The 19178-nt window shown below is 67.3% G+C and carries 20 protein-coding genes; 10 read left to right on the forward strand and 10 right to left on the reverse strand.

Annotated elements, in window-relative coordinates; translation table 11 throughout:
• Positions 1 to 47 precede the first annotated feature (47 nt).
• Entirely contained in the window at positions 48 to 1574 is a 1527-nt protein-coding gene (locus M529_RS40445; protein ID WP_152522631.1) for a lipopolysaccharide biosynthesis protein, read from the forward strand.
• 49 nt (positions 1575 to 1623) lie between these two features.
• Here M529_RS40445 and M529_RS40450 read toward each other — a convergent pair whose 3' ends face one another.
• Positions 1624 to 2625, reverse strand: a complete 1002-nt coding sequence (locus tag M529_RS40450; RefSeq protein WP_021318921.1) for an adenosine kinase — start codon at positions 2623 to 2625, stop codon at positions 1624 to 1626.
• A gap of 137 nt (positions 2626 to 2762) precedes the next feature.
• On the opposite strand from M529_RS40450, the gene M529_RS40455 reads away from it, so the two are divergent.
• Together M529_RS40455 and M529_RS40460 are read left to right on the forward strand one after the other, a co-directional pair.
• Positions 2763 to 3431, forward strand: coding sequence for an EI24 domain-containing protein (locus M529_RS40455; protein WP_021318922.1), 669 nt, complete (start codon positions 2763 to 2765; stop codon positions 3429 to 3431).
• Positions 3428 to 3811, forward strand: coding sequence for a hypothetical protein (locus M529_RS40460; protein ID WP_021318923.1), 384 nt, complete (start codon positions 3428 to 3430; stop codon positions 3809 to 3811). The genes M529_RS40455 and M529_RS40460 overlap by 4 nt, the downstream gene beginning before the upstream one ends.
• 4 nt (positions 3812 to 3815) lie before the next feature.
• Here M529_RS40460 and queG read toward each other — a convergent pair whose 3' ends face one another.
• Positions 3816 to 4841 carry a tRNA epoxyqueuosine(34) reductase QueG gene (gene queG, locus M529_RS40465; RefSeq protein WP_021318924.1) on the reverse strand — a complete coding sequence of 342 codons (1026 nt, stop codon included), beginning with the start codon at positions 4839 to 4841 and terminating at the stop codon, positions 3816 to 3818.
• Positions 4842 to 4884: 43 nt separating this feature from the next.
• On the opposite strand from queG, the gene M529_RS40470 reads away from it, so the two are divergent.
• Genes M529_RS40470 through msrB form a run of 3 tightly spaced genes read left to right on the forward strand, consistent with a single transcriptional unit; the run spans position 4885 to position 7534 of the window.
• Positions 4885 to 5850 carry an ABC transporter ATP-binding protein gene (locus tag M529_RS40470; protein ID WP_031295165.1) on the forward strand — a complete coding sequence of 322 codons (966 nt, stop codon included), beginning with the start codon at positions 4885 to 4887 and terminating at the stop codon, positions 5848 to 5850.
• A complete protein-coding gene (locus M529_RS40475) occupies positions 5847 to 7037 on the forward strand; it encodes an ABC transporter permease (RefSeq protein ID WP_031295166.1) in 1191 nt (396 codons plus the stop codon). Before M529_RS40470 ends, M529_RS40475 begins: the two co-directional genes overlap by 4 nt.
• 20 nt (positions 7038 to 7057) lie before the next feature.
• Positions 7058 to 7534 carry a peptide-methionine (R)-S-oxide reductase MsrB gene (gene msrB / locus M529_RS40480; protein ID WP_021318927.1) on the forward strand — a complete coding sequence of 159 codons (477 nt, stop codon included), beginning with the start codon at positions 7058 to 7060 and terminating at the stop codon, positions 7532 to 7534.
• Here the strand turns inward: msrB and M529_RS40485 are convergent.
• From M529_RS40485 to purH, 6 genes are all read right to left on the reverse strand, one after another.
• Positions 7492 to 9279, reverse strand: coding sequence for a hypothetical protein (locus M529_RS40485; protein ID WP_021318928.1), 1788 nt, complete (start codon positions 9277 to 9279; stop codon positions 7492 to 7494). The genes msrB and M529_RS40485 overlap by 43 nt on opposite strands.
• A 28-nt stretch (positions 9280 to 9307) precedes the next feature.
• Positions 9308 to 9733 carry a GtrA family protein gene (locus M529_RS40490; RefSeq protein WP_031295168.1) on the reverse strand — a complete coding sequence of 142 codons (426 nt, stop codon included), beginning with the start codon at positions 9731 to 9733 and terminating at the stop codon, positions 9308 to 9310.
• Positions 9734 to 9737: 4 nt separating this feature from the next.
• A complete protein-coding gene (locus M529_RS40495) occupies positions 9738 to 11264 on the reverse strand; it encodes an NAD(P)/FAD-dependent oxidoreductase (RefSeq protein ID WP_021318930.1) in 1527 nt (508 codons plus the stop codon).
• A 185-nt stretch (positions 11265 to 11449) separates the two neighbouring features.
• Positions 11450 to 11782, reverse strand: coding sequence for a UrcA family protein (locus M529_RS40500; protein ID WP_021318931.1), 333 nt, complete (start codon positions 11780 to 11782; stop codon positions 11450 to 11452).
• 185 nt (positions 11783 to 11967) lie between these two features.
• A complete protein-coding gene (locus M529_RS40505) occupies positions 11968 to 12339 on the reverse strand; it encodes a UrcA family protein (protein ID WP_021318932.1) in 372 nt (123 codons plus the stop codon).
• Between the two features lie 71 nt (positions 12340 to 12410).
• A complete protein-coding gene (gene purH, locus M529_RS40510) occupies positions 12411 to 14000 on the reverse strand; it encodes a bifunctional phosphoribosylaminoimidazolecarboxamide formyltransferase/IMP cyclohydrolase (RefSeq protein WP_021318933.1) in 1590 nt (529 codons plus the stop codon).
• Positions 14001 to 14992: 992 nt separating this feature from the next.
• Here purH and M529_RS49365 point away from each other — a divergent pair.
• Positions 14993 to 15322 carry a hypothetical protein gene (locus M529_RS49365; protein WP_152522632.1) on the forward strand — a complete coding sequence of 110 codons (330 nt, stop codon included), beginning with the start codon at positions 14993 to 14995 and terminating at the stop codon, positions 15320 to 15322.
• A gap of 145 nt (positions 15323 to 15467) precedes the next feature.
• On the opposite strand, the gene M529_RS49370 is transcribed toward M529_RS49365, so the two are convergent.
• Entirely contained in the window at positions 15468 to 15851 is a 384-nt protein-coding gene (locus M529_RS49370) for a hypothetical protein (RefSeq protein ID WP_152522633.1), read from the reverse strand.
• A gap of 366 nt (positions 15852 to 16217) precedes the next feature.
• On the opposite strand from M529_RS49370, the gene M529_RS0124900 reads away from it, so the two are divergent.
• The 3 genes from M529_RS0124900 to M529_RS40535 all read left to right on the forward strand — a co-directional run bounded on the left by M529_RS0124900 (position 16218) and on the right by M529_RS40535 (position 18671).
• Positions 16218 to 16508, forward strand: coding sequence for a hypothetical protein (locus M529_RS0124900; RefSeq protein WP_051184072.1), 291 nt, complete (start codon positions 16218 to 16220; stop codon positions 16506 to 16508).
• Positions 16509 to 16758: 250 nt separating this feature from the next.
• Positions 16759 to 18207, forward strand: a complete 1449-nt coding sequence (locus M529_RS40530) for an ATP-binding protein (protein WP_021318938.1) — start codon at positions 16759 to 16761, stop codon at positions 18205 to 18207.
• Entirely contained in the window at positions 18204 to 18671 is a 468-nt protein-coding gene (locus tag M529_RS40535) for a low molecular weight protein-tyrosine-phosphatase (protein WP_021318939.1), read from the forward strand. The genes M529_RS40530 and M529_RS40535 overlap by 4 nt, the downstream gene beginning before the upstream one ends.
• A gap of 114 nt (positions 18672 to 18785) precedes the next feature.
• Here the strand turns inward: M529_RS40535 and M529_RS40540 are convergent, their stop codons facing one another.
• A complete protein-coding gene (locus tag M529_RS40540) occupies positions 18786 to 19166 on the reverse strand; it encodes an OsmC family protein (RefSeq protein ID WP_021318940.1) in 381 nt (126 codons plus the stop codon).
• Positions 19167 to 19178: the final 12 nt, after the last annotated feature.

A 19178-nucleotide genomic window follows, 5' to 3' on the forward strand; every position in this document is an offset into this window, starting at 1 on the left:
AGCATCGCCCCCGCAGCCGATATTGCTTACATTGCGCTTTCGACACCATGACGCGACAGGGGGATCATAAGTCTTTGGCGGCCGAGGTATCCCCTCCGGATCAGCAGGATGACATTGCGGCGCTGGCCAGGGGCGGGCGCACCAACATCTTCGGTTTCCTGCTACGGCTGGCCGCGCGCCTGCCCTTCCTGTTCATCGCGGGGCGCTGGTACGGCGCCGACGCGCTGGGCCGCTTCGCCTATGCGGTGCTGGTGGTCGAATTCGCCGCGCAGCTCGCGACACTGGGCCTCAAGCGCGGGCTGGCCGGCGCACTGACCCAGACCGAGCGGCCGCACAGCCATGTCGTGACGGACGCGATGGTGGTCACGCTCGCCGCTTCGCTGGTCGCGAGCGGGCTGCTCGTCGCCTTCCCCCAGGCGATGTTCCCCAACAGCGGCATCAACGGGCTGGACCGGCTGCTGGCGCTGACGGCCATTGCGGTCGCGCTGTCCGACGTGGCGCTGGCGGCCTGCGCCTATCGCTTCGACATCGGCGCCACGGTACGCGCGCGGTCGATCATCGAGCCATGGGCGATCAGCATCGGCGCCTTCGCCTTCGCCTTCTATTCGACCCGCGACGGCCTCATCCTCTCCTATGTCGCCTCGATGATCGCGGCGATGGTCGCCTCCATCATCCCCATGACCCGTCATTACGGCATTCCCTATGGCTGGCGTCCCGATGCGGGGCGGCTCTGGCGCCTCGCGCGACGAAACCTGCCGCTGGCAGCGGCGGACGGCGTGGAATGGGGGTCGCGCCGGCTGGATCTCGCCATCCTCGGCCTGTTCGTCAGCCCGGCGGCGGTCGGCATCTACTATGTCGCGCAGCAGGTCGCCTCCCTGCCGCAGAAGCTCAAGACCAGCTTCGAGCCGATCCTGGGCCCCGTCATCACCCGCAACCTTGCGGAGGGCAATCTGGTCGCCATCGCCCGGCAGGTCAGTCAGGTCGGCTTCTGGATCATCGCCGCCCAGGCGGGCATCGCGCTGGCGCTGGGCATTCCCGGCGAGGCGGTGATGGGCCTGGTCGGCCCGCATTTCGTGAGTGGAACCGGCGCTCTCGCCTTCCTGCTGCTGGCCGAGGTGGTGGCGGCCACCGCAGTGGTGAGCGAATCGGCGCTCGTCTATATCGCGCGCCACCGGAACCTGATGATCTCGCTGTTCATGATCGCCCTGCAGGCGGTGCTGAGCTTCCTGCTGATCCTGGCGGCGAAGCGCCTCGGCATGCCCGCCATGGCCGTGGCCGCGGCGCCCGCGCTGGCTCTCTGCCTTGCGCTGGGCGTCGGTGCGCTGGTGAAGGCGCGGCTGCTGGCGCGGCTGCTGGGCGCGCCGGTCAACGCCTGGCGCTGGCCGCTGCTGAGCGCCGCCGCCGCGGCGAGCGTCGTGGGCATGGGCTTCGTGGCGTTGCCGCCGCGTTTCGAATGGGTGGAGCTGGTCTTTGGCGTCGCCGCGATCCTGGGCGCCTATGGCATCGTCATCTGGCGCTGGGGGTTCGGCTCCGAGGATCGAACGCTGTTCCGTCGCGACAAGGCTGCGGCCTGAAGGCCGGGCCGTGTGCCCCGCTTCGGCAGCGGAGCACGACCTTTGCGGTTCAGGCGAACAGTTTTGCCCGAATGAGGTTCAAATCCTCCTCGGGCCGGGCGCCCCAGTGGGAGATGACCTCGGCAGCCGCTGCCGCGCCCAGGCGCAGACAATCGTCCACGGCCATGCCGTCGATATGCGCCGCCAGGAAGCCGGCCGCGAACAGGTCGCCCGCACCGGTCGTGTCCACGATCTGCGCTACCGGCGCAGCCGGCGCCTCGTAGCGCTGACCATCGACCACCGCGATCGCACCCTTCTCGCTGCGGGTCGACACCAGCACCGGAACCTGTGCGGCGATGGACGCGACGGCCTGGTCGAAGTCGTCGATCTGCGCGAGCGACTGGATCTCGCCCTCATTGGAGAAGAGGATGTCGATCATGCCTGAGTCGATCAGGTCGATGAAGTCGGCACGGTGCCGGTCGATCACGAAATTGTCGGACAGGGTGAAGGCGACCTTGCGGCCCGCGCCTCGCGCCGCCTCGATCGCCGCGCGCATCGCCGCGCGCGGCTGCTCGGGATCCCAGAGATAGCCTTCCAGATAGAGAATGCCCGCCGAGCGGATCAGGTCGAGGTCGAGCGCCGCCTCGGGCAGGAACTGGGACGCACCGAGGAAGGTGTTCATCGTTCGCTGCGCGTCGGGCGTGACCAGGATCAGGCAGCGCGCTGTCGGCACCTCGCCGGTCATGGCCGGCGTATCGAAGCGGATGCCCATCGCCTGAATGTCATGGGCGAAGACCTTGCCGAGCTGGTCGTCGCACACTTGGCCTATGAAGCCGCAGCTCTTGCCGAGCGCGGCGAGGCCTGCCAGCGTGTTGGCGGCCGACCCGCCGCTGATCTCCCGCGCGGCCGCCATGTCGGCATAGAGTGTTTCGGCCATTTCGGCATCGATCAACTGCATGCCCCCCTTGGTCAGCGCATGCTGGGCGAGGAAGGCGTCGTCGCTGCGGGCGAGGACATCGACGATGGCATTGCCGATCGCGACGACATCGAGCGTGGGTGCGGAAACGGTCAAGCAGGATCCTTGGTCTCTGGAGGAAGGAATGGCACAAATTGCGCTGTGTCTATCGGTGGCCGGGACCGGGCGCAACCGGAGATGGGGAGGCGGCTGGGACGATTGACCGGATCGGGCTTTGGCTGGATAGCTGGCCCATGGTCCTGACTGCCGCCTTCCGCGCCTTTCCGACGATCTTCCATTCGGCCGCACTGCGCCTGCTGCTCAAGACGTTGGCGCTGACCCTTCTGATCTTCGCCCTGTTGGGGACGGGCTTGTGGTGGGCTTTTCACGCGGTACGGCTGCATTTCGGCTGGGGCGGCGGCGGTTTTGCGGAGGCGGTGGCCGCCGTGCTGGCGGTCGTCGCAGCAGGCTGGCTGCTGTTCCGCGCCACCGCCATGGCGACCATGAGCCTTTTCGCCGATGACATCGTGATGGCGGTCGAGCGGGACCGCTATCCGGAGGCTGCCGCCGCCGCGCGGCCGATGGGCATGGCGCGCAGCCTGCGTTTCGCCCTCGCCTCCGTGGGCCGCACGATCGGCTGGAACCTGCTGGCGCTGCCCGCCTATGTCCTGCTGCTGGTGACGGGCGTCGGGACGATCACGCTGTTCCTGGCGCTCAACGCCTATCTGCTGGGCCGCGACATGGCCGACATGGTGGAGCCGCGCCATCCCGCCCTGCCGCCCATCCCGCGTGGCAGCCGGTGGCTCATGGGCCTCGTCTCGGCGCTTCTGTTCCTGATCCCGTTGGTCAACCTGCTTGCGCCGATCTGGAGCGCGGCTATGGCGGTGCACATGCTGCACGGCGCCCGAAGGACCACCGCATGAACGCCCTGCGCCTCGCCGCCGTCTGCACGCTTGCGTTGTCGCTCGCCGCCTGTAGCGCCGCGACCGTCGTGCCGCCCGCGACCGGTTATGCGCCGGCGCCCGCGCCGCCCGGCCCACCGCCCAGCGCCTTCACGAAGCCGGGGCCGATCAACGGCATGGACGCGAAGCAGCTCAGCCGGATGTTCGGCGCGCCGCGCCTCGACATTCGCGAAAGCACGGTGCGCAAGCTTCAGTTCGCCAATGGGCGCTGCGTGCTCGACGCCTATCTCTATGCCCCGGCGCGCGGCAAGGAACCGGTGGTCACCCATGTCGATGCCCGCCAGCCGAACGGAACGGATGTCGATCCGGCGAGCTGCGTCGCCGCATTGCAGGCCAAGTAGAGGCTCAGGGCGAGAGCCGCCCGATCGCCCATCGCGCGGCGTCCGCTACCGCGGGATCGATATCGCCCAGCAACGGCCGCAGCCGATCGAGCAGCCGGGGGTCGCCGCTGTTGCCCGCTGCGATGGCGGCGTTGCGGACCATGCGGTCGCGGCCGATGCGCTTGATCGGCGAGCCGGAGAAGATTTCGCGGAACGCGGCGTCGTCGAGGTCCAGCAGGTCCGCCAGCGCCGGCGCTGCCAGCTCCGCCCGGCCGAGGAAGGCGCGATTGGCGGCCGCCGCATCGGCGAACTTGTTCCACGGGCATATTGCCAGGCAGTCGTCGCAGCCATAGATGCGGTTGCCGATCCCCGCCCGCAGCGCCTCAGGGATCGGTCCCTTATGCTCGATCGTGAGATAAGAGATGCAGCGCCGTGCATCGACGACATAGGGACTGGGGAAGGCGTCGGTCGGGCAGGCGGACTGGCAGGCGGTGCAGCTGCCGCAATGATCCTCCTCCGCCGCATCCGGCTCCAGCGCGATTTCGCTGTAGATCGCCCCCAGGAACAGCCAGCTGCCATGCGCGCGGCTGACGAGGTTGCTGTGCTTGCCCTGCCAGCCCAGGCCCGCCGCCTGCGCCAGCGGTTTTTCCATCACCGGCGCGGTGTCGACGAAGACCTTGAGGCTGCCCGGCTGCTGCTCCACCAGCCAGCGGGCGAGCGCCTTCAGCCCCTTCTTCACCACGTCATGATAGTCGCGGCCCTGCGCATAGACCGAGATGCGGCCCCGGTCGCCTGCGCCCGCCAGCGCCAGCGGGTCGCGCGACGGGGCATAGCTCATGCCCAGCATCACGACGCTCCGCACGTCGGGCCACAGCCCTTGCGGCGATCCGCGCTGCGCCGCGCGCTCCTCCATCCACAGCATGTCGCCATGATGGCCCGCCGCCAGCCAGTCGCGCAGCCGCGCCTCGGCCAGCGGCGCCGCGTCGGCGCGCGCTATGGCGCAGGCGGCGAAGCCCAGCCGCGCCGCTTCCGCCTTCAGGCGCTGTTCCAATGTTTCGATTTGCACGGGCACGGCGCCAGACTATCAGGGACGGATGATCGGCGACACCCCGGCCCCCGCACCCGCCTATGCCGTCGAGGGGCATGGGCTTGTCAAGACGTTCGGCAGCTTTCGCGCGGTTGACGGCATCGACATCGCCGTGCCCGCGGGCGCCATTTACGGCGTGCTCGGCCCCAATGGCGCGGGCAAGACCACGCTCCTGCGCACCCTGCTGGGCATCGTCGACCCGGACGAAGGGCATCGCAGCCTGCTGGGCGATCCCGTGCCGCTGCGGCAAGCGCGCGCCATCGGTTATCTGCCCGAGGAACGCGGGCTCTATCCTTCGATGAAGGCGTTCGAGGCGATCGCCTTCATGGGTGCGCTGCGCGGGCTGCCGCTCCGGGTCGGGCGCGAGCGGGCCAGGACGATGCTGGAGGGCCACGGCATGGGCGCCTCGGCCGAGAAACCCATTCGGCAGCTTTCCAAGGGCATGGCGCAGACCGTCCAGCTCTTCGGCACCATCGTCCACGAACCGCGGCTGATCGTTCTCGACGAGCCCTTTTCGGGTCTCGACGCGATTAACCAGGAGAAGTTGGAGGCGCTGATCCGCGAGCAGGCGCGCAAAGGCGTGACGGTACTGTTCTCCACCCATGTCATCGCCCATGCCGAGCGGCTGTGCGAGCGCATCGCCATCGTCGCGGGCGGCCGCATCCGCTTCGAGGGGTCGGTGAGCGAGGCCCGCGACCGGCTGCGCCCACAGGTCCGGTTGCGTACGCGGAGCAGCGACGGCGCTTGGCGTCGCGCGCTGCCCGAGGACACGGTCGCGCAGGAGGGCGCCTGGCATTTCGCGCTGCCCGAAGGGGGGATCGAGCCGCTGTTGCGCGCCCTGCTCGACGGGCAGGCGGGAATCGAGAGCCTGTCGATCGAGCGGCCGGGCCTGCACGACGCCTTCGTCGCGATCGCGGGTGCGGCGGCGGCGCGGCAGATGGAGGAACAGCAGGCAGGGGAGCAGGGCGCATGAGGGAGATGCTGCGGGCCGCCTATGTCATCGCGCGGCGGGACTTCACCGCCGTGGTGCTGTCCCGCACCTTCATCCTGTTCCTGCTGGGACCGCTGCTGCCGATCCTGATCGGCATGGCGCTGGGCGGTCTGGGTGAGCGGATCGCGACGACCGACCTGCGGCCCGTCGTCGGCGTGGCGATGAATGCGGCGGACGCCGCGCGGATGGAGCGCGCCCACGCGCGCCTGACCGAGCGGGTCGGCGCGCAGTCGCTACCGCGCCTGCAGCGGGTGCCGCTGTCGCCCGCGCCGGAGATGTTGCTGGCCCGCCCAGGATCGGGCGTGGCCGCTATCGTCTCGGGATCGCCGCAACATCCGGTGCTGACCGGCAAGCCAGGCGACATCGACAAGCTGGAAGGCGATATAAGCCTGATTGCCAGCGCTGCGCTCGCTGAAAAGGCGCTGCATATGGTACGGGTCGAGCGGAAGGAGGTCGCCAAGAGCCTGGGCGCGCAGGCGCAGGGGCAGCTCGCCATCGGCCGGATCGCGCAGATCGTGATCTTCTTCCTCACGATCCTGCTGGCAGGCATGATCCTGTCCAATCTGGTCGAAGAGAAGACCAACAAGATCATCGAGATACTGGCGGCGGCCGTGCCGATCGACGCGATCTTCCTCGGCAAGCTGATGGCGATGCTGGCGATGAGCTTCGTCGGCATCCTCTTCTGGGGATGTACCGCCTTTGCCGTGTTCGCCGCGCTGAAGGCACCTGGCGTGAGCCTGCCGGTGCCGGCCGTCGGCTGGCCCGTCTTCCTGCTGCTGGGTACGCTCTATTTCGCCATGGCCTATACGCTGCTCGGCTCGCTGTTCCTGGGCATCGGCGCGCAGGCCTCCACGGTGCGGGAGGTGCAGACGCTCAACATGCCGGTCACCATCGGGCAGATGCTGATCTTCTTCTTCGCCACCTATGCCGTGGATCATATGGGGTCGCCCCCGGAGGTGGCAGCGGCGGTCTTTCCCTTCTCCTCCCCCTTCGCGATGCTCGCGCGGGCGGCGCAGGACGCGCGGCTGTGGCCGCATCTGCTGGCGATCGTCTGGCAGGCGGCGTGGGTCGCATTGATCATCCGGGTCGGCGTGCTGCTGTTCCGCCGTCACGTGCTGAAATCGGGCGGCGGCTGGTGGAAGCAATTGTTCAGGAGCGCGACAGGCTGAGCGGGGTAGGTTTGCCAGCCATGAACCGTCGGCATTTCATCGGTGGCGCAGCGGCAGGTACGGTGGCGCTGATGCTGTGGCAGTTCGATTCGGGGCGGGCGGAAGCCGCCTATCCCTTCACCCTCAGCGATGCCGAATGGCGCGCCAAGCTCAGTCCCTGGGCCTATAAGGTGCTGCGCCAGCAGGCGACCGAATATCCCTATAGCAGCCCGCTGAACAAGGAGCATCGCGCCGGCATCTTTTCCTGCGCGGGATGCGCGCAGAAGCTGTTCGACGCCAAGACCAAGTTCGACAGCGGTACCGGATGGCCCAGCTTCTGGGCGCCGCTGCCGCGCGCGGTCGGTACCTCGCGTGACTTCGATCTGGGCTATCCGCGCACGGAAGTGCATTGCGCACGGTGCGGCGGACATCTGGGCCATGTGTTCGATGATGGGCCAAAGCCCACCGGCAAGCGCTATTGCATGAACGGCGTGGCGCTGGCCTTCACGCCCGCCTGAAGCGTTACGCGGTAGGTGTGCAGCGGCCCCTCGCCGGGGAGCGGACGCAGCCAGGCGGGCACCTTCCCCTGCTTCAGCGCAGCGGCCAGGCCATGCGGGGCGACGCGGGCATAGCCCTTCATCTCGTTGAGTTCGGTGCAGGTCACGACATAGTCGGCGCCCTTGCCGCCATTCAGGCCCGCAACGATGCCGCGCGCCTGATCGGGCGAGGCCATGAAGCCGCGAACGACCGCGGTGATGCCCGCGGCATTACGATGATGGCCGGTCGCGATCACCGAATCGCCGGTGCGGATCAGAATGGTGGGGCCGATGTCGATGGGGGCGAACACCGTTCCGCGCGGCAAGCCGACCAGCGGCGTGAGCGCTGCACCGGCCTTGCAGGCGCCGGTCGCGGTTCCTTCGCTTGCTTCCGACGACGAGGTGGCGGCGATCCACAGGGCGCAAAGGCCTGCGGGGGTCAGCAGCACCAGCGCGGTCGAGCCCAGCACGCGGACGATGGCTCGCGACGAAGCCTGCGCGCGGTGAAACAGCCGCAGGATGATCCAGGCGCTGCCCGGCAGGGCCAGTACATGCGCCACGGAAAGGGCGCGCAGCACCATGATCGCGACAGCGGTCGCGCCGAGCAGCAGTAGCGCGAGCACCAGCCAGCGAGAGAGAGCCGCATCGTCCCTGCGTGCAGCCCATGCCGCCAGCAGCGTGCCGGCAAGGCCGACGACCGGCGGCAGGATGACCGAGCCCGCGCGCGCCCAGTCCTGTTCCCAGATCGGGCGGCCCTCCATGATCTGGAGATACCAGTCATGATAGGCGACGGGACCGAGCGACTGGAACGGATCGCCGGAGAGGCAGGGGCCGCCAGTGAAGGCAAGCACTGCCAGCGTGGAACAGCCGGCGATGGCCGCGACGAGGAAGCGGCGGCGCGCGGTGCCGGCGCCCAGCGCCGCATGAGCGACCGGCGCCACGATGGCGAAGGCCGCCAGCGGCCAGACATAGGCGGCCGAAAGGGCGTCGCAATGCGTCTGGAAGGCGGCCGACCATCCGCGCGTCGCCAGCAGCAGCGGCAGGGCGAGGCCGCCCAACGTAAGCGCAAAGGCGGTCAGGCGCTGGGTCTCCGCAGGACGGAGCCATTGCCAGAGCGACAGCGTGCCGGCGACGAGCGCGACATAGGGCAGGCCCTCGCTCGAGATCTGGAGCCAGACGGCGAGCGCGCCGCCCGCGATCGCGCCCCCCCGGCGTGGATCGAAATCCATGATGCCCAGCAGCGCCAGCGTGGCCATCGCGATCTGCCAGCCATGATGGTCGATGCGCAACGGCGTGAACTGGACGAGGATGGACGGCGCGGTCAGCAGCAGCATGACGCTGAGCAAGGCGACCCCCTGACCGCCGATCCGCCGCGCCGCGCCGTGGAGAGCCGCGGTCAGGCCACCGAGCAGCAGGAGCGGCACGAGCGAGCAGGCGATGATCTCGGCGCCCGCCCTGCCGACCAGCGGCGTTGCGAGCAGCGTCAGCGCGGCGACCGGCATGTCGACGATGCGCGACCAGTGCATCGGACCGCCCATCGGCGGGTTGACGCGGTGCTGGCTGACGTCGAACCATGCCTGTCCGGCCAGCCAGTCGCGGACCTGCTGAAGCCGCATCGCATCGTCCGGATCCTGAAAGCCCAGGACGGGAAGATTGGCGCGGAACAGCCACAGCATCACCGCGCAGCAGGCCAGCCACATCAGCAGCACGGCCGTCCCGGGCAGCATGACCGGGCGGGATCGCGCGAAGGAAGGGCTAGCGCAAGCCAAAGACGACATGTTTGCGTACCAGATAGACGGCGATGAAGCTGGCCAGCACCGCGGCGCCCTTGGCACCGGCGGGCGCCATGCCCATCGCGGTCAGGAGGGAGACGAGCCAGCCCGTGATGGCGAGGCCCAGCAGCGCGCTCAGCAGAAACTGGAGGCGGAGGAGGCGCAGCGGACGGCCGGCCGTGGCGGCGGAAAAGACGAAGCGGACCGATAGCAGCCAGTGCATGCCGATACCCGCGCCATAACCCAGCATCGCCGCCCAGCCAGGCGCCAGTCCCGCCCGGGCCAGCGCCAGGAACAGCCCCATGTCGACGCACAGTGCCGCCAGGCTGGCTGCAAGATAGCGGGCCAGCATCAGCCGTGCAGCCAGCGCCATGCCACGGGCAGCGATGCCGGCCATCGTACGGCTCATCGGTTCAGGCAGCCTTGAGCCGGGAAGGGACGAGGCGCATGCTGGCCAGCGCGGCCTGCTCGCCTTCCTTGTCCTGCCCTTCCTCGCCTGACTCGTGATATTCGGCGTCCTCGTTCACTGCCCAGATGTCATAGAGCCGCTCGCCCGCCTCGATGTTGCGGACGGTCAGCATCGCCGTCATCATCGCATGATCCTGGTTGTTGTAGCGGTGCATGCCGTTGCGGCCGACCAGATGCAGGGTCGGATAGCGCTCGGCCAGTTCGGCGCGCATGGCGAGGACATTGGCGGCATAATCGTCGTCATAGACGGGATAGGCCTTTTCCTGCCGGACCACCGCGCCGCCGACAACCGCGGCAGGATCGCACAGGCCCAGGATCGCCATCTCCTTCGTCGCCAGCGCGATCAGCTCGGCATCGTCCGCCGCCCACAGCCCGTCGCCTTCGAAGCAGAAATATTCGAGGCCAACGCAGGCAAGCGAGGGATCGGGCACCATTTCGGGCGACCAGCTGCGGAAATTCTGGATGCGGCCCACCTGCACCTTGGAATCATGGATGTAGATCCAGTTGTCGGGGAAGATGTCGTCCCCCTTCACCATCAGCGCGACGGTCAGGAAGTCGCGATATTTGAGGTCCATCGCCTGCGGCAGCGTCGCCGGCAGCGGATGGATGCGCCCGGCAAGCTCGCGCATCGGCGCCGAGCTGACGACATGGGCGGCATTGAGCACCACGTCGCCTTCCGGACCCTCCGCGACCAAGCGCCAGCGGCCGGTGGCCTGATCCTGCTCCAGCCGCTTGAAGGCGTGGGCCATCAGCACGCGGTTGCCGCCGGCGACGACGAAGTCGCGCGCGGCTTCCCACATCATGCCGGGGCCGAGGCGGGGATAGCGGAAGCTTTCCAGCAGGGTCTTGGTCGCCATGCCGTCATTGGGACGCTTGTTGAGGCCGAGGCTGCGCTTGAGCCCATCGACCACGGCGCCCCAGAGCGACAGGCCCTTGATCCGCTGCGCCGCCCAGTCGGCCGACATCTCGTCGCAGGGCATGCCCCAGACCTTTTCCGTATAGGTCTTGAAGAAGATCGAGAACAGCTTGTGGCCGAAGGCGTTGACGGTCCAGTCCTGGAAGGACCGGACGTTGCGGTTGGGAAACGCCTTCGCCTTGGCGAAGCTGGCCATGCACAAGGTCGAGCGCCAGACGCCCAGGTTGCGTAGCGCTTCGAAGGCGCGCAACGGGTAGCTGTAAAACTTGCCCTCATAATAGATGCGGCTCATCCGCGGCCGCTGGATGAAGTCGTCGGGCAGGATCTCGTTCCAGAGGTCGACCACCTCCTTCGACTTCGAGAAGAAGCGGTGGCCGCCAATGTCGAAGCGGAAGCCGTCGATTTCCACCGTGCGGCTGATCCCGCCGACATAGACGGGATCCTTCTCGATCACCGCGACCGAATAACCCTTCTTGGTCAGCAGATAGGCGGCGGTGAGGCCGGCGGGGCCGGCCCCGATGATGGCGACGTCCACGCTCTGGTCGGCACGCGGCATAATATGGTGTCCCCCGGGGATGATCCTTCGTCGTGCCGGGAGTGAAGGAAATCCTCTAAGGAGTGGTTAACGTGCGGTAAGGATGCCGGGAGAAGCCCCGCATGACAAAGGGCCGCCCCGCTTGCGCGGAACGGCCCCCTGCAGTCCCCTTCGTGGAGGGGAACTCGTGGCCTGCCAGCCTTGAGTCAGCCCTGGCGCTGCGCCAGTTCGTTGAGGTCGCTGCGCGCGCCGCCGATCGCGTCGTCATAGCAGACGCGATAGTCGTTGGTGACCGGCAGGATCGAACCGCTGACATAGCCGCACACCTGCTTGGACGCGCGGATCAGGCGGTAGTCGGCGCGGCGCATGCCGTTGGCGCTGGCGAGATTGAGGTCCGCCAGCGACACCGCGACCGAACGCGTTTCCGCGCCCGTCCGGCCATCCACCACCACATCGAGGTTGTTGCTGCCGGCGCTCGCCATCGTGGGCAGCGCAAGGGCCATCGTGGCGGCCAGCGCCACCAGCGTCTTTCGGGTCATCCTTCTTCTCCTGCAAACTCTTCTTTTGTTCTGCCCACGGCCTGCTTGGGTCCTGGGTCAGCATGCGATTTAGGCTTCTCAGGCAGGTTTGAAAAGGGGGAAATGCGTGGATTTTCGCAGGAAACGGCCAGTCCGTATCAACTGGCCCGGTGGCGGGCGCCCCGGACGGAGCGCCCCGGCCCCGGTCAGCCCATGCGCTGTTCCGAGATCAGCGTATTGAGCGCGACGCGCGCCTTGCCGAAGGCGTCGCGGAAGCATTGGCTGCCCTGTTCGGGAATGACGCTGCCGTTCATCCGGCCGACGCCGCACACCTTCGCCGCGGCGTTGCGCAGGCGGGCATCGGCGACGCGCACGTCGCGGTCGGCGCGCAGGTCGAGGTCGCCGACGCGCACGGCCCGGATCCGCAGGTCGCCGGCATTCTCGCCGGTCACCATCAGGCCTTCGCGGTCGCCCAGCGACAGTTCGTCATAGCCGACATAGCGCGAGGTCTGGGCCGTCGCGGCGACGGGCAGGAGCAGCGCGGCGGCGCCGGCTGCGATGAGGGTTTTTCTGAGCATCTTCTTTTTCCTTTTCCAGCGTGACCGCTCCTGCCCGCAATAACGGGCACGGCCGCAAAAAGGTCCGATCCTCAGTGCCGGAAATGGCGCATTCCCGTGAAAACCATCGCAAGGCCCGCCTCGTCCGCCGCGGCGATCACTTCCTCGTCGCGGATCGATCCGCCCGGCTGGATCACCGCCGTCGCGCCGGCCTCCACCGCCGCCAGCAGCCCGTCGGCGAAGGGGAAGAAGGCATCGGAGGCGACCGCCGATCCCAGCGTGCGCGGCTCGGCCCAGCCGGCCTTTTCCGCCGCGTCCTTCGCCTTCCACGCGGCGATGCGCGCGGATTCGAGGCGGTTCATCTGGCCCGCACCGATCCCCGCCGTGCTACCGCCCTTCGCATAGACGATGGCGTTCGACTTCACATGCTTGGCGACGGTCCAGGCGAACAGGCAGTCGTTCAGCTCCTGCTCGCTGGGCGCGCGCTTCGTCACGACCTTGAGGGCGTCGAGGTCGATGCGGCCATTGTCGCGGCCCTGGACCAGAATGCCGCCGGCGATGCTCTTGAGCTGCAGGCCGGGGCGTGCCGGGTCGGGCAGGCCGCCGGTCAGCAGCAGGCGGAGGTTCTTCTTCTTCGCGAAGATCGCCTTTGCCTCCTCGTCGGCGTCGGGGGCGGCGACGACCTCTGTGAAGATGCCGCTGATCGCTTCGGCGGTCGGGCCGTCGAGCGGGCGATTGACCGCGATGATGCCGCCGAAGGCCGACACGCTGTCGCAGGCGAGCGCGGCCTTGTAGGCGTCGATCAGATTGTCGGCGCTGGCGACGCCGCAGGGATTGGCATGCTTGACGATGACGACGGTCGGCGGGCCGTCGCGGAATTCGCTGACCAGCTCCAGCGCGGCGTCGGCATCGTTGTAATTGTTGTAGCTCAGCTCCTTGCCCTGCACCTGGCGGGCCTGGGCGATGCCGTTGGCCGCGGGGCCGGCCGGCAGATAGAGGGCGGCGGACTGGTGCGGGTTCTCGCCATAGCGTAGCGTGGTCGCGAGGCGGGTGGAGACGGTGAGGCTTTCGGGGAACATCGTGCCCTGATCGGCGAAGGCGAACCAGCTGGCGATCATCGAATCATAGGCCGCCGTCGCCGCATAGGCTTTCGCCGCCAGCATCCGGCGGAAGTCGTAACTGGTCGCGCCGCCCTTCTCCACCATCTCGGCGATCAGCCGGGCATAGTCGGCCGGATCGGTGACGATCGCGACGCTTTCATGGTTCTTCGCGGCGGAACGGACCATGGAGGGGCCGCCGATGTCGATATTCTCGATGATCTCCTCGCGCCCTGCGCCTTTGGCCACCGTGGCGGCGAAGGGATAGAGGTTGACGACGACAAGGTCGATCGCGCCGATTTCATGCTCCTCCATCGAGGCGACATGCTCGGGATTGTTGCGCACGGCGAGCAGGCCGCCATGGACCTTGGGGTGCAGCGTCTTGACGCGGCCGTCCATCATCTCGGGGAAGCCGGTGAGGTCGGAAATGTCCTTCACGGCAAGCCCCGCCTCGCGCAGCGTCTTCGCGGTGCCGCCGGTCGACACCAGCTCCACGCCATGGCTGCCCAGCGCCTGTCCCAGCTCGACGAGGCCGGTCTTGTCCGACACGGACAGCAGGGCGCGCTTGATGGGAAGGTCGGTCATGGGATGGGCTTTCTGATGGCGGGGCGGCTTTGCGCCGGTCCCTTAGTGCCCGGTGGCGGAAAAATACAGTCCTTCCGGGCAACGTCGACGCGACAGGGGCGAAGTTCACAATGTCGTCGGGCAAAACGGGCCGGATAAGGCCGAAAAGTCACGGAAAAGCCACTGCGACGCGACAGCGACGCTACAGGTAGGTCACACGAACGCGACAGTTGGGGCACAGCGACGCGACACCGAAGCGACAGGTACGCGACAGGGGAAGGGCGTGTCCGGGTTGCGGGGACGGGGATCGAGCGCTGGTTCATCGGTCAGGATAAACCAGAGAAAATCCTATTTTGGAAGGGGTGCGAGGGATGATGGTAGCCGACCGAAAGCGGATATGGAGGTAACCGTCACCCCGGACCCTTCGACCAGGCTCAGGACCGGCTTGATCCGGGGACCCACTGCCCTTTCCCACGGCGCGGCCGAAAAGAAAGCGGGATCCCGGGTCAAGCCCGGGATGACGGACAAGAAATGGCAAATAACGACCATTTTTCGCCGTTCCTTGATCCTCTGGCTCGATCTAGGAGCTGCCATTCCTCTTTGCGGCTGGTCGCTCCTGTGGCAATGCAGAGCTATGCTGTCGGATGAATTAGGCGATCTCATTGAGATTATAATTTTGCTCCTACGGACTGACCAAGGCGTTCGAAGAGCGATCACGCCTGCTACCCAGATTTGCTATCAGCTTGGCGTCTGTGATGACGATATGGATGACGTTATGTTGGAGGCAATTCGCCGTGTGGGCAGGCGTCCGCTTATGGCGGGTGAGCCCGGCAGCGAAGAGGTCGTTTTTGATCCCGAGCTAACTGTGGAGGGCTTGGCAAGTTTCATACTAACTCGTTGCCCTCCGATTGCGCCGACTTAGACCGCTGGGGAGGTGTCGATCAGTTGCGGACTTCAGTTTTGGGAGCACCCGGCTCACTAGCGGACGCTGATTTTGCACGATAGAGTGACGTATGACTCCCAAGGATTATGTTTTTCTAGCATTCCTGATTCCAACGCTCGTTGTCATTTTTCGAGTGGATCACCGTATGCGAATTGCTGAGCCGAAGCGACGCTTAGGTGTTGGCGCAGCGCTATTTTGCGTGACGCTGTTGCTCTTCATGACGATGATGTGGGTGCCAAAGCCGACTGGCGGCAGATCGGATATGTCGATCGAAAACATCATCGCAATGGGCATTGCATCTGCCTTCAGCGGAACCTTTATGCTGTCGGTTCTTCTTATTTCGGGTGGTCTGTTCCAAACTTTCAAGCGCTGGCAATATTATCGAAAGAGCGGCAGCTAACCGCTTAGAGCGCCGCAAAGCCGACAGTCTCCTAAGCACCCTTGATCGCCGTTCACTGGGCCGATCGACGCCAAACCTTCCCGTTAGCGGTCGGTCCGCTCCTGGGCGGGAAAGCTGACCGGCAGGACGCGACCCATTAGCCGACTTATCGGCTTGAATTTGAAGTCTCCACAACCGGGCGTAGGGTTATGATCTTGTCGGCAATTATCTCGTGGTCAAACGCACCCAAGTGTCCGTAACTTCCTTTGCGAGCCGTGCGTCGCCCCACAAACTCAACTGCGAAAATGCCTTCACCATTACCCGACGAACTTAGCACTTTGCCCGAAAGCCAAATGCGTTCGCCAGCAGTTTGGTGGGAGCAGAAGGTTGCAGGCGAGGGGCAAAAGCGGGAATTCTCGAACTCTCTCCGCCATAACCCTTTCCAGCGTTGTTCTCGTCCCATTTCGAAGCATTTGTCCGTGCCCAACGGCATGGCTTCGATACCGCCGTATTTGATCTGCTCAAGACATTGCTCGGTGATGCCTGGCATGCCCTCTCGCAACTCTTGGATAGCATTGTCTGTTAGGCGCTCAGGCCGTTTATCGCACGCCTGCGCCACGAGTAGAACAGCGGGGAGTAGTTGGACAAAGCGGCATTGCATATCACGGTGATGCCGGTCGCGGAGGCAATCTGCAATGTCTGCTTTTCCGGTATATCTATCCGGGAGCCGCCAGTCCGCTTCCCACCCACGTCGTCATCCCAGCGAAGGCGGAACCCATCTCCTGACCTCTCCCGCATCACCAGGTTGAGAGCGCAATCCTCACTGGCGCGGTAACGATGACGCTTGACGCGCTTGCTCCACCGCTCTGCCAAAACCCTCTTTCCTACTTGAACATTCTTTGATCTATCCTGTCGGATGGAACAGCACCCCACTCCCGCATCGCCACCCTTGCCGCCCGTCCCCGCCGACCGCGCGCACTGGAGCCCCGCCAGGCAACGCCTATTCCTGAGAGCCCTCGTCCAGACCGGCTGCGTCGCCCGCGCCGCCGGCATCGCGGGAATGTCGCGCACCAGCGCGCATCGCCTGCGCCGGCGCCTCGCGGGCACGCCCTTCGACCAGGCGTGGGACCGGGCGCTGGCGCTGCATGCTCGCCGCATGGCCGATCCCTTCGGCGGCGATCCCGTTCCCGCGCCGCCGCCGGCATGACGCAGGTGTGGCGCGTCCCTGTCGCGTCGCCGTTACCCTGGCGTGACCTTGCTGTCGCGTCGGCGCGGCCTTGCCGTGACCCGACTGTCGCGTCGCCGTCGCTTCGCCGTGGCTTTGGCGGTACTATTGGCCCGATCGACCCCTTTTCACCCGACGACGGTGTGAACTTCGGCCCGCCCCCGGACGTGGCCCGTCGTCGGCCACCGCACGCCCCTTGCGCTCCCCCCGCCCCTTCGGCCAAAAGCCCCCCGTGACCGCCAGCATCAGCATAGGAACCGACGGCACGGGCAACCCCGTGCTGGTCGACGTGGAGGAGTTGCTCGCCACCCGCCTGCTCGTCCAGGGCAATTCGGGATCGGGCAAGTCACATCTGCTGCGCCGCCTGCTGGAGGAGAGCGCCCCGCTGGTACAGCAGGTGGTGATCGACCCGGAGGGCGACTTCGTCACGCTGGCGGACGAATATGGCCATGTGGTGATCGACGCGGGCGACTATGCGGAGCGCGACATCGTTCGCATGGCGATGCGCATCCGCGAACATCGCGCCTCGGTGGTGCTGAGCCTCGAATCGCTGGAGCTGGAGGCGCAGATGAAATGCGCCGCGACCTTCCTTTCCACCCTGTTCGATGCGCCCCGCGACCATTGGTATCCCGCGCTGGTGGTGGTGGACGAAGCGCAGATGTTCGCCCCCGTCGCGGCCGGCGACGTGTCGGACGAGGCGCGCCGCCTCTCGCTCGCCGCCATGACCAACCTCATGTGCCGGGGGCGCAAGCGCGGCCTCGCCGGCGTCATCGCGACGCAGCGCCTCGCGAAGCTCGCCAAGAATGTCGCGGCCGAAGCCTCGAACTTCCTCATGGGTCGCACCTTCCTCGACATCGACATGGCGCGCGCCGCCGACCTGCTGGGCATGGAACGGCGGCAGGCCGAGCAGATCCGCGACCTGGAACGCGGCCGCTTCCTGGCGCTCGGCCCCGCCATCTGCCGCCGCCCGGTCGCGGTGCGGATCGGCGCGGTCAAGACCAGCACGCGCGGCGGCACGCACAAGCTGATGCCGCCCCCGACGACGGCGGGCGAGGAGTTCCAGGAACTGCTCTTCGCCCCGGCGCAGGACGACACGCCCCCTCCGCCGCCGCGCCCCGAACCGGCGCCCGTCCCGGCCGAAACGGTGCTGCAGCAGCTCGCCGCCGCCCCGCTGGCCAAGCCCGAGGCGCCCCAGCTCGACTTCGGCGAGAGCGAGCCGGTGACGGTGGCGGTGCTGGAGGACATGGTGGCGGACCTCGGCGAAGCGCTGCCCGCGGCCTCCGCGCTCTACCAGGATTTCGGCATACGCTGCCGGATGAAGGGGCTGAAGGCCGCGCCGCTCGACCTGCCCGCCTTCCGCAAGCGCTTCGCCATGGCGCTCGCCGGCATGGCCGATGCCGACGATCCGCGCTGGGCCGATGCGCTGCGCGTCGGCCAGGGGCTGGCGGAGGACATGCTCGCCCCCTTCCTGCTGATCGCCCGGGCGGCGATGCAGGGCCTGCCCTGTCCCGACGACCATGCGCTGGCGCGCGCCTACGGCACCAGCTCGCCGGGCCGGGTGCGGCGCCTGATCGACTATATGGAACGGCAGGGCGTGATCGTCGCCCGCACCGACTTTTCCGGCAAGCGCTCGATCGGCGTGCCGGGCCTCGGCCTCTCCACGGCGGCGGCGGAAGGGTGAGCGCCTCGGTCCTCTTCGTCTGCCTCGGCAATATCTGCCGGTCCCCGCTGGCCGAAGCGGCGCTGCGGGCGGAGGCGGCGAGGGCCGGGCTCGACATCCGCGTGGATTCGGCCGGCACCGGCGACTGGCATGTCGACTGCCCGCCCGACCCGCGCGCGCAGGCCGTGGCGCTGCGCAACGGCGTCGACATCGCTCATTATCGCGGCCGGCAGGTGCGCGCGGACGACTTCCGGCGGTTCACTTATGTCTTCGCGCTGGACGACCGCAACCTCGCCCATCTGCGCCGCCTCCGCCCGGCGGACGGCACGGCGGAGCTTTCCCTGCTCATGGACCTCGTGCCGGGCCGCGAGGGGACCAGCGTCGCCGACCCCTATTATGGCGAGGAGACCGGCTTCGACGTGACCTGGAACGATGTGACCACGGCCGCGCGCGCGATCGTGCGGGCGCTGCTGAATGATAAATAACCCGTTCGGGCTGAGCCTGTCGAAGCCCTCTTCTTCCTTAAAAGAAGGACAAATTCCTTAAAAGAAGGACAAACCCTTCGACAGGCTCAGGGCGAATGGGGGCGGCAATATCGCTCAACCCAGCTTCGTGTCGATCGGCAGGCCCTGCTTCAGGGTCAGTGTGACCGGCGTGCGCTCGGCGACCTCGGCCAGCCGCGCCTTCTGCGCCTCGTCGAGCCCGACGATGGTCAGCGTCCGCTCGATCCGGCGCTCCTCCTTGCCGGTCAGGCGCAGCGCGACGTCGAGCGATTCGAGCGGCCACTCCTTGCGGTCCGCGTACATCCGCAGCGTGATCGCGGTGCAGGCGCCAAGGCTCGCCAGCAGCAGGTCATAGGGCGCCGGCCCCGCACCCTGCCCGCCCAGCGCGGCGGGCTCGTCGGCGGCGAGGACGTGGCCGCCCACCTCGATCTGCGTGCGATAGCGGTCCTTGCCGATATGGGCGGTGCCACGGGCCATGGTCGCCGCTCC

Source organism: Sphingobium ummariense RL-3 (genome assembly GCF_000447205.1).
GTDB lineage: Bacteria > Pseudomonadota > Alphaproteobacteria > Sphingomonadales > Sphingomonadaceae > Sphingobium > Sphingobium ummariense.

Bases quoted from the DNA above. Each gene is read 5' to 3' on its own strand.
- M529_RS40445 (WP_152522631.1), top strand. From the start codon at position 48: ATGACGCGACAGGGGGATCATAAGTCTTTGGCGGCCGAGGTATCCCCT.
- M529_RS40455 (WP_021318922.1), top strand. From the start codon at position 2,763: ATGGTCCTGACTGCCGCCTTCCGCGCCTTTCCGACGATCTTCCATTCG.
- M529_RS40460 (WP_021318923.1), top strand. From the start codon at position 3,428: ATGAACGCCCTGCGCCTCGCCGCCGTCTGCACGCTTGCGTTGTCGCTC.
- M529_RS40470 (WP_031295165.1), top strand. From the start codon at position 4,885: ATGATCGGCGACACCCCGGCCCCCGCACCCGCCTATGCCGTCGAGGGG.
- M529_RS40475 (WP_031295166.1), top strand. From the start codon at position 5,847: ATGAGGGAGATGCTGCGGGCCGCCTATGTCATCGCGCGGCGGGACTTC.
- msrB (WP_021318927.1), top strand. From the start codon at position 7,058: ATGAACCGTCGGCATTTCATCGGTGGCGCAGCGGCAGGTACGGTGGCG.
- M529_RS40485 (WP_021318928.1), bottom strand. From the start codon at position 9,279: ATGCTGCCCGGGACGGCCGTGCTGCTGATGTGGCTGGCCTGCTGCGCG.
- M529_RS40490 (WP_031295168.1), bottom strand. From the start codon at position 9,733: ATGAGCCGTACGATGGCCGGCATCGCTGCCCGTGGCATGGCGCTGGCT.
- M529_RS40495 (WP_021318930.1), bottom strand. From the start codon at position 11,264: ATGCCGCGTGCCGACCAGAGCGTGGACGTCGCCATCATCGGGGCCGGC.
- M529_RS40500 (WP_021318931.1), bottom strand. From the start codon at position 11,782: ATGACCCGAAAGACGCTGGTGGCGCTGGCCGCCACGATGGCCCTTGCG.
- M529_RS40505 (WP_021318932.1), bottom strand. From the start codon at position 12,339: ATGCTCAGAAAAACCCTCATCGCAGCCGGCGCCGCCGCGCTGCTCCTG.
- purH (WP_021318933.1), bottom strand. From the start codon at position 14,000: ATGACCGACCTTCCCATCAAGCGCGCCCTGCTGTCCGTGTCGGACAAG.
- M529_RS49365 (WP_152522632.1), top strand. From the start codon at position 14,993: ATGACTCCCAAGGATTATGTTTTTCTAGCATTCCTGATTCCAACGCTC.
- M529_RS49370 (WP_152522633.1), bottom strand. From the start codon at position 15,851: ATGCCAGGCATCACCGAGCAATGTCTTGAGCAGATCAAATACGGCGGT.
- M529_RS0124900 (WP_051184072.1), top strand. From the start codon at position 16,218: ATGGAACAGCACCCCACTCCCGCATCGCCACCCTTGCCGCCCGTCCCC.
- M529_RS40540 (WP_021318940.1), bottom strand. From the start codon at position 19,166: ATGGCCCGTGGCACCGCCCATATCGGCAAGGACCGCTATCGCACGCAG.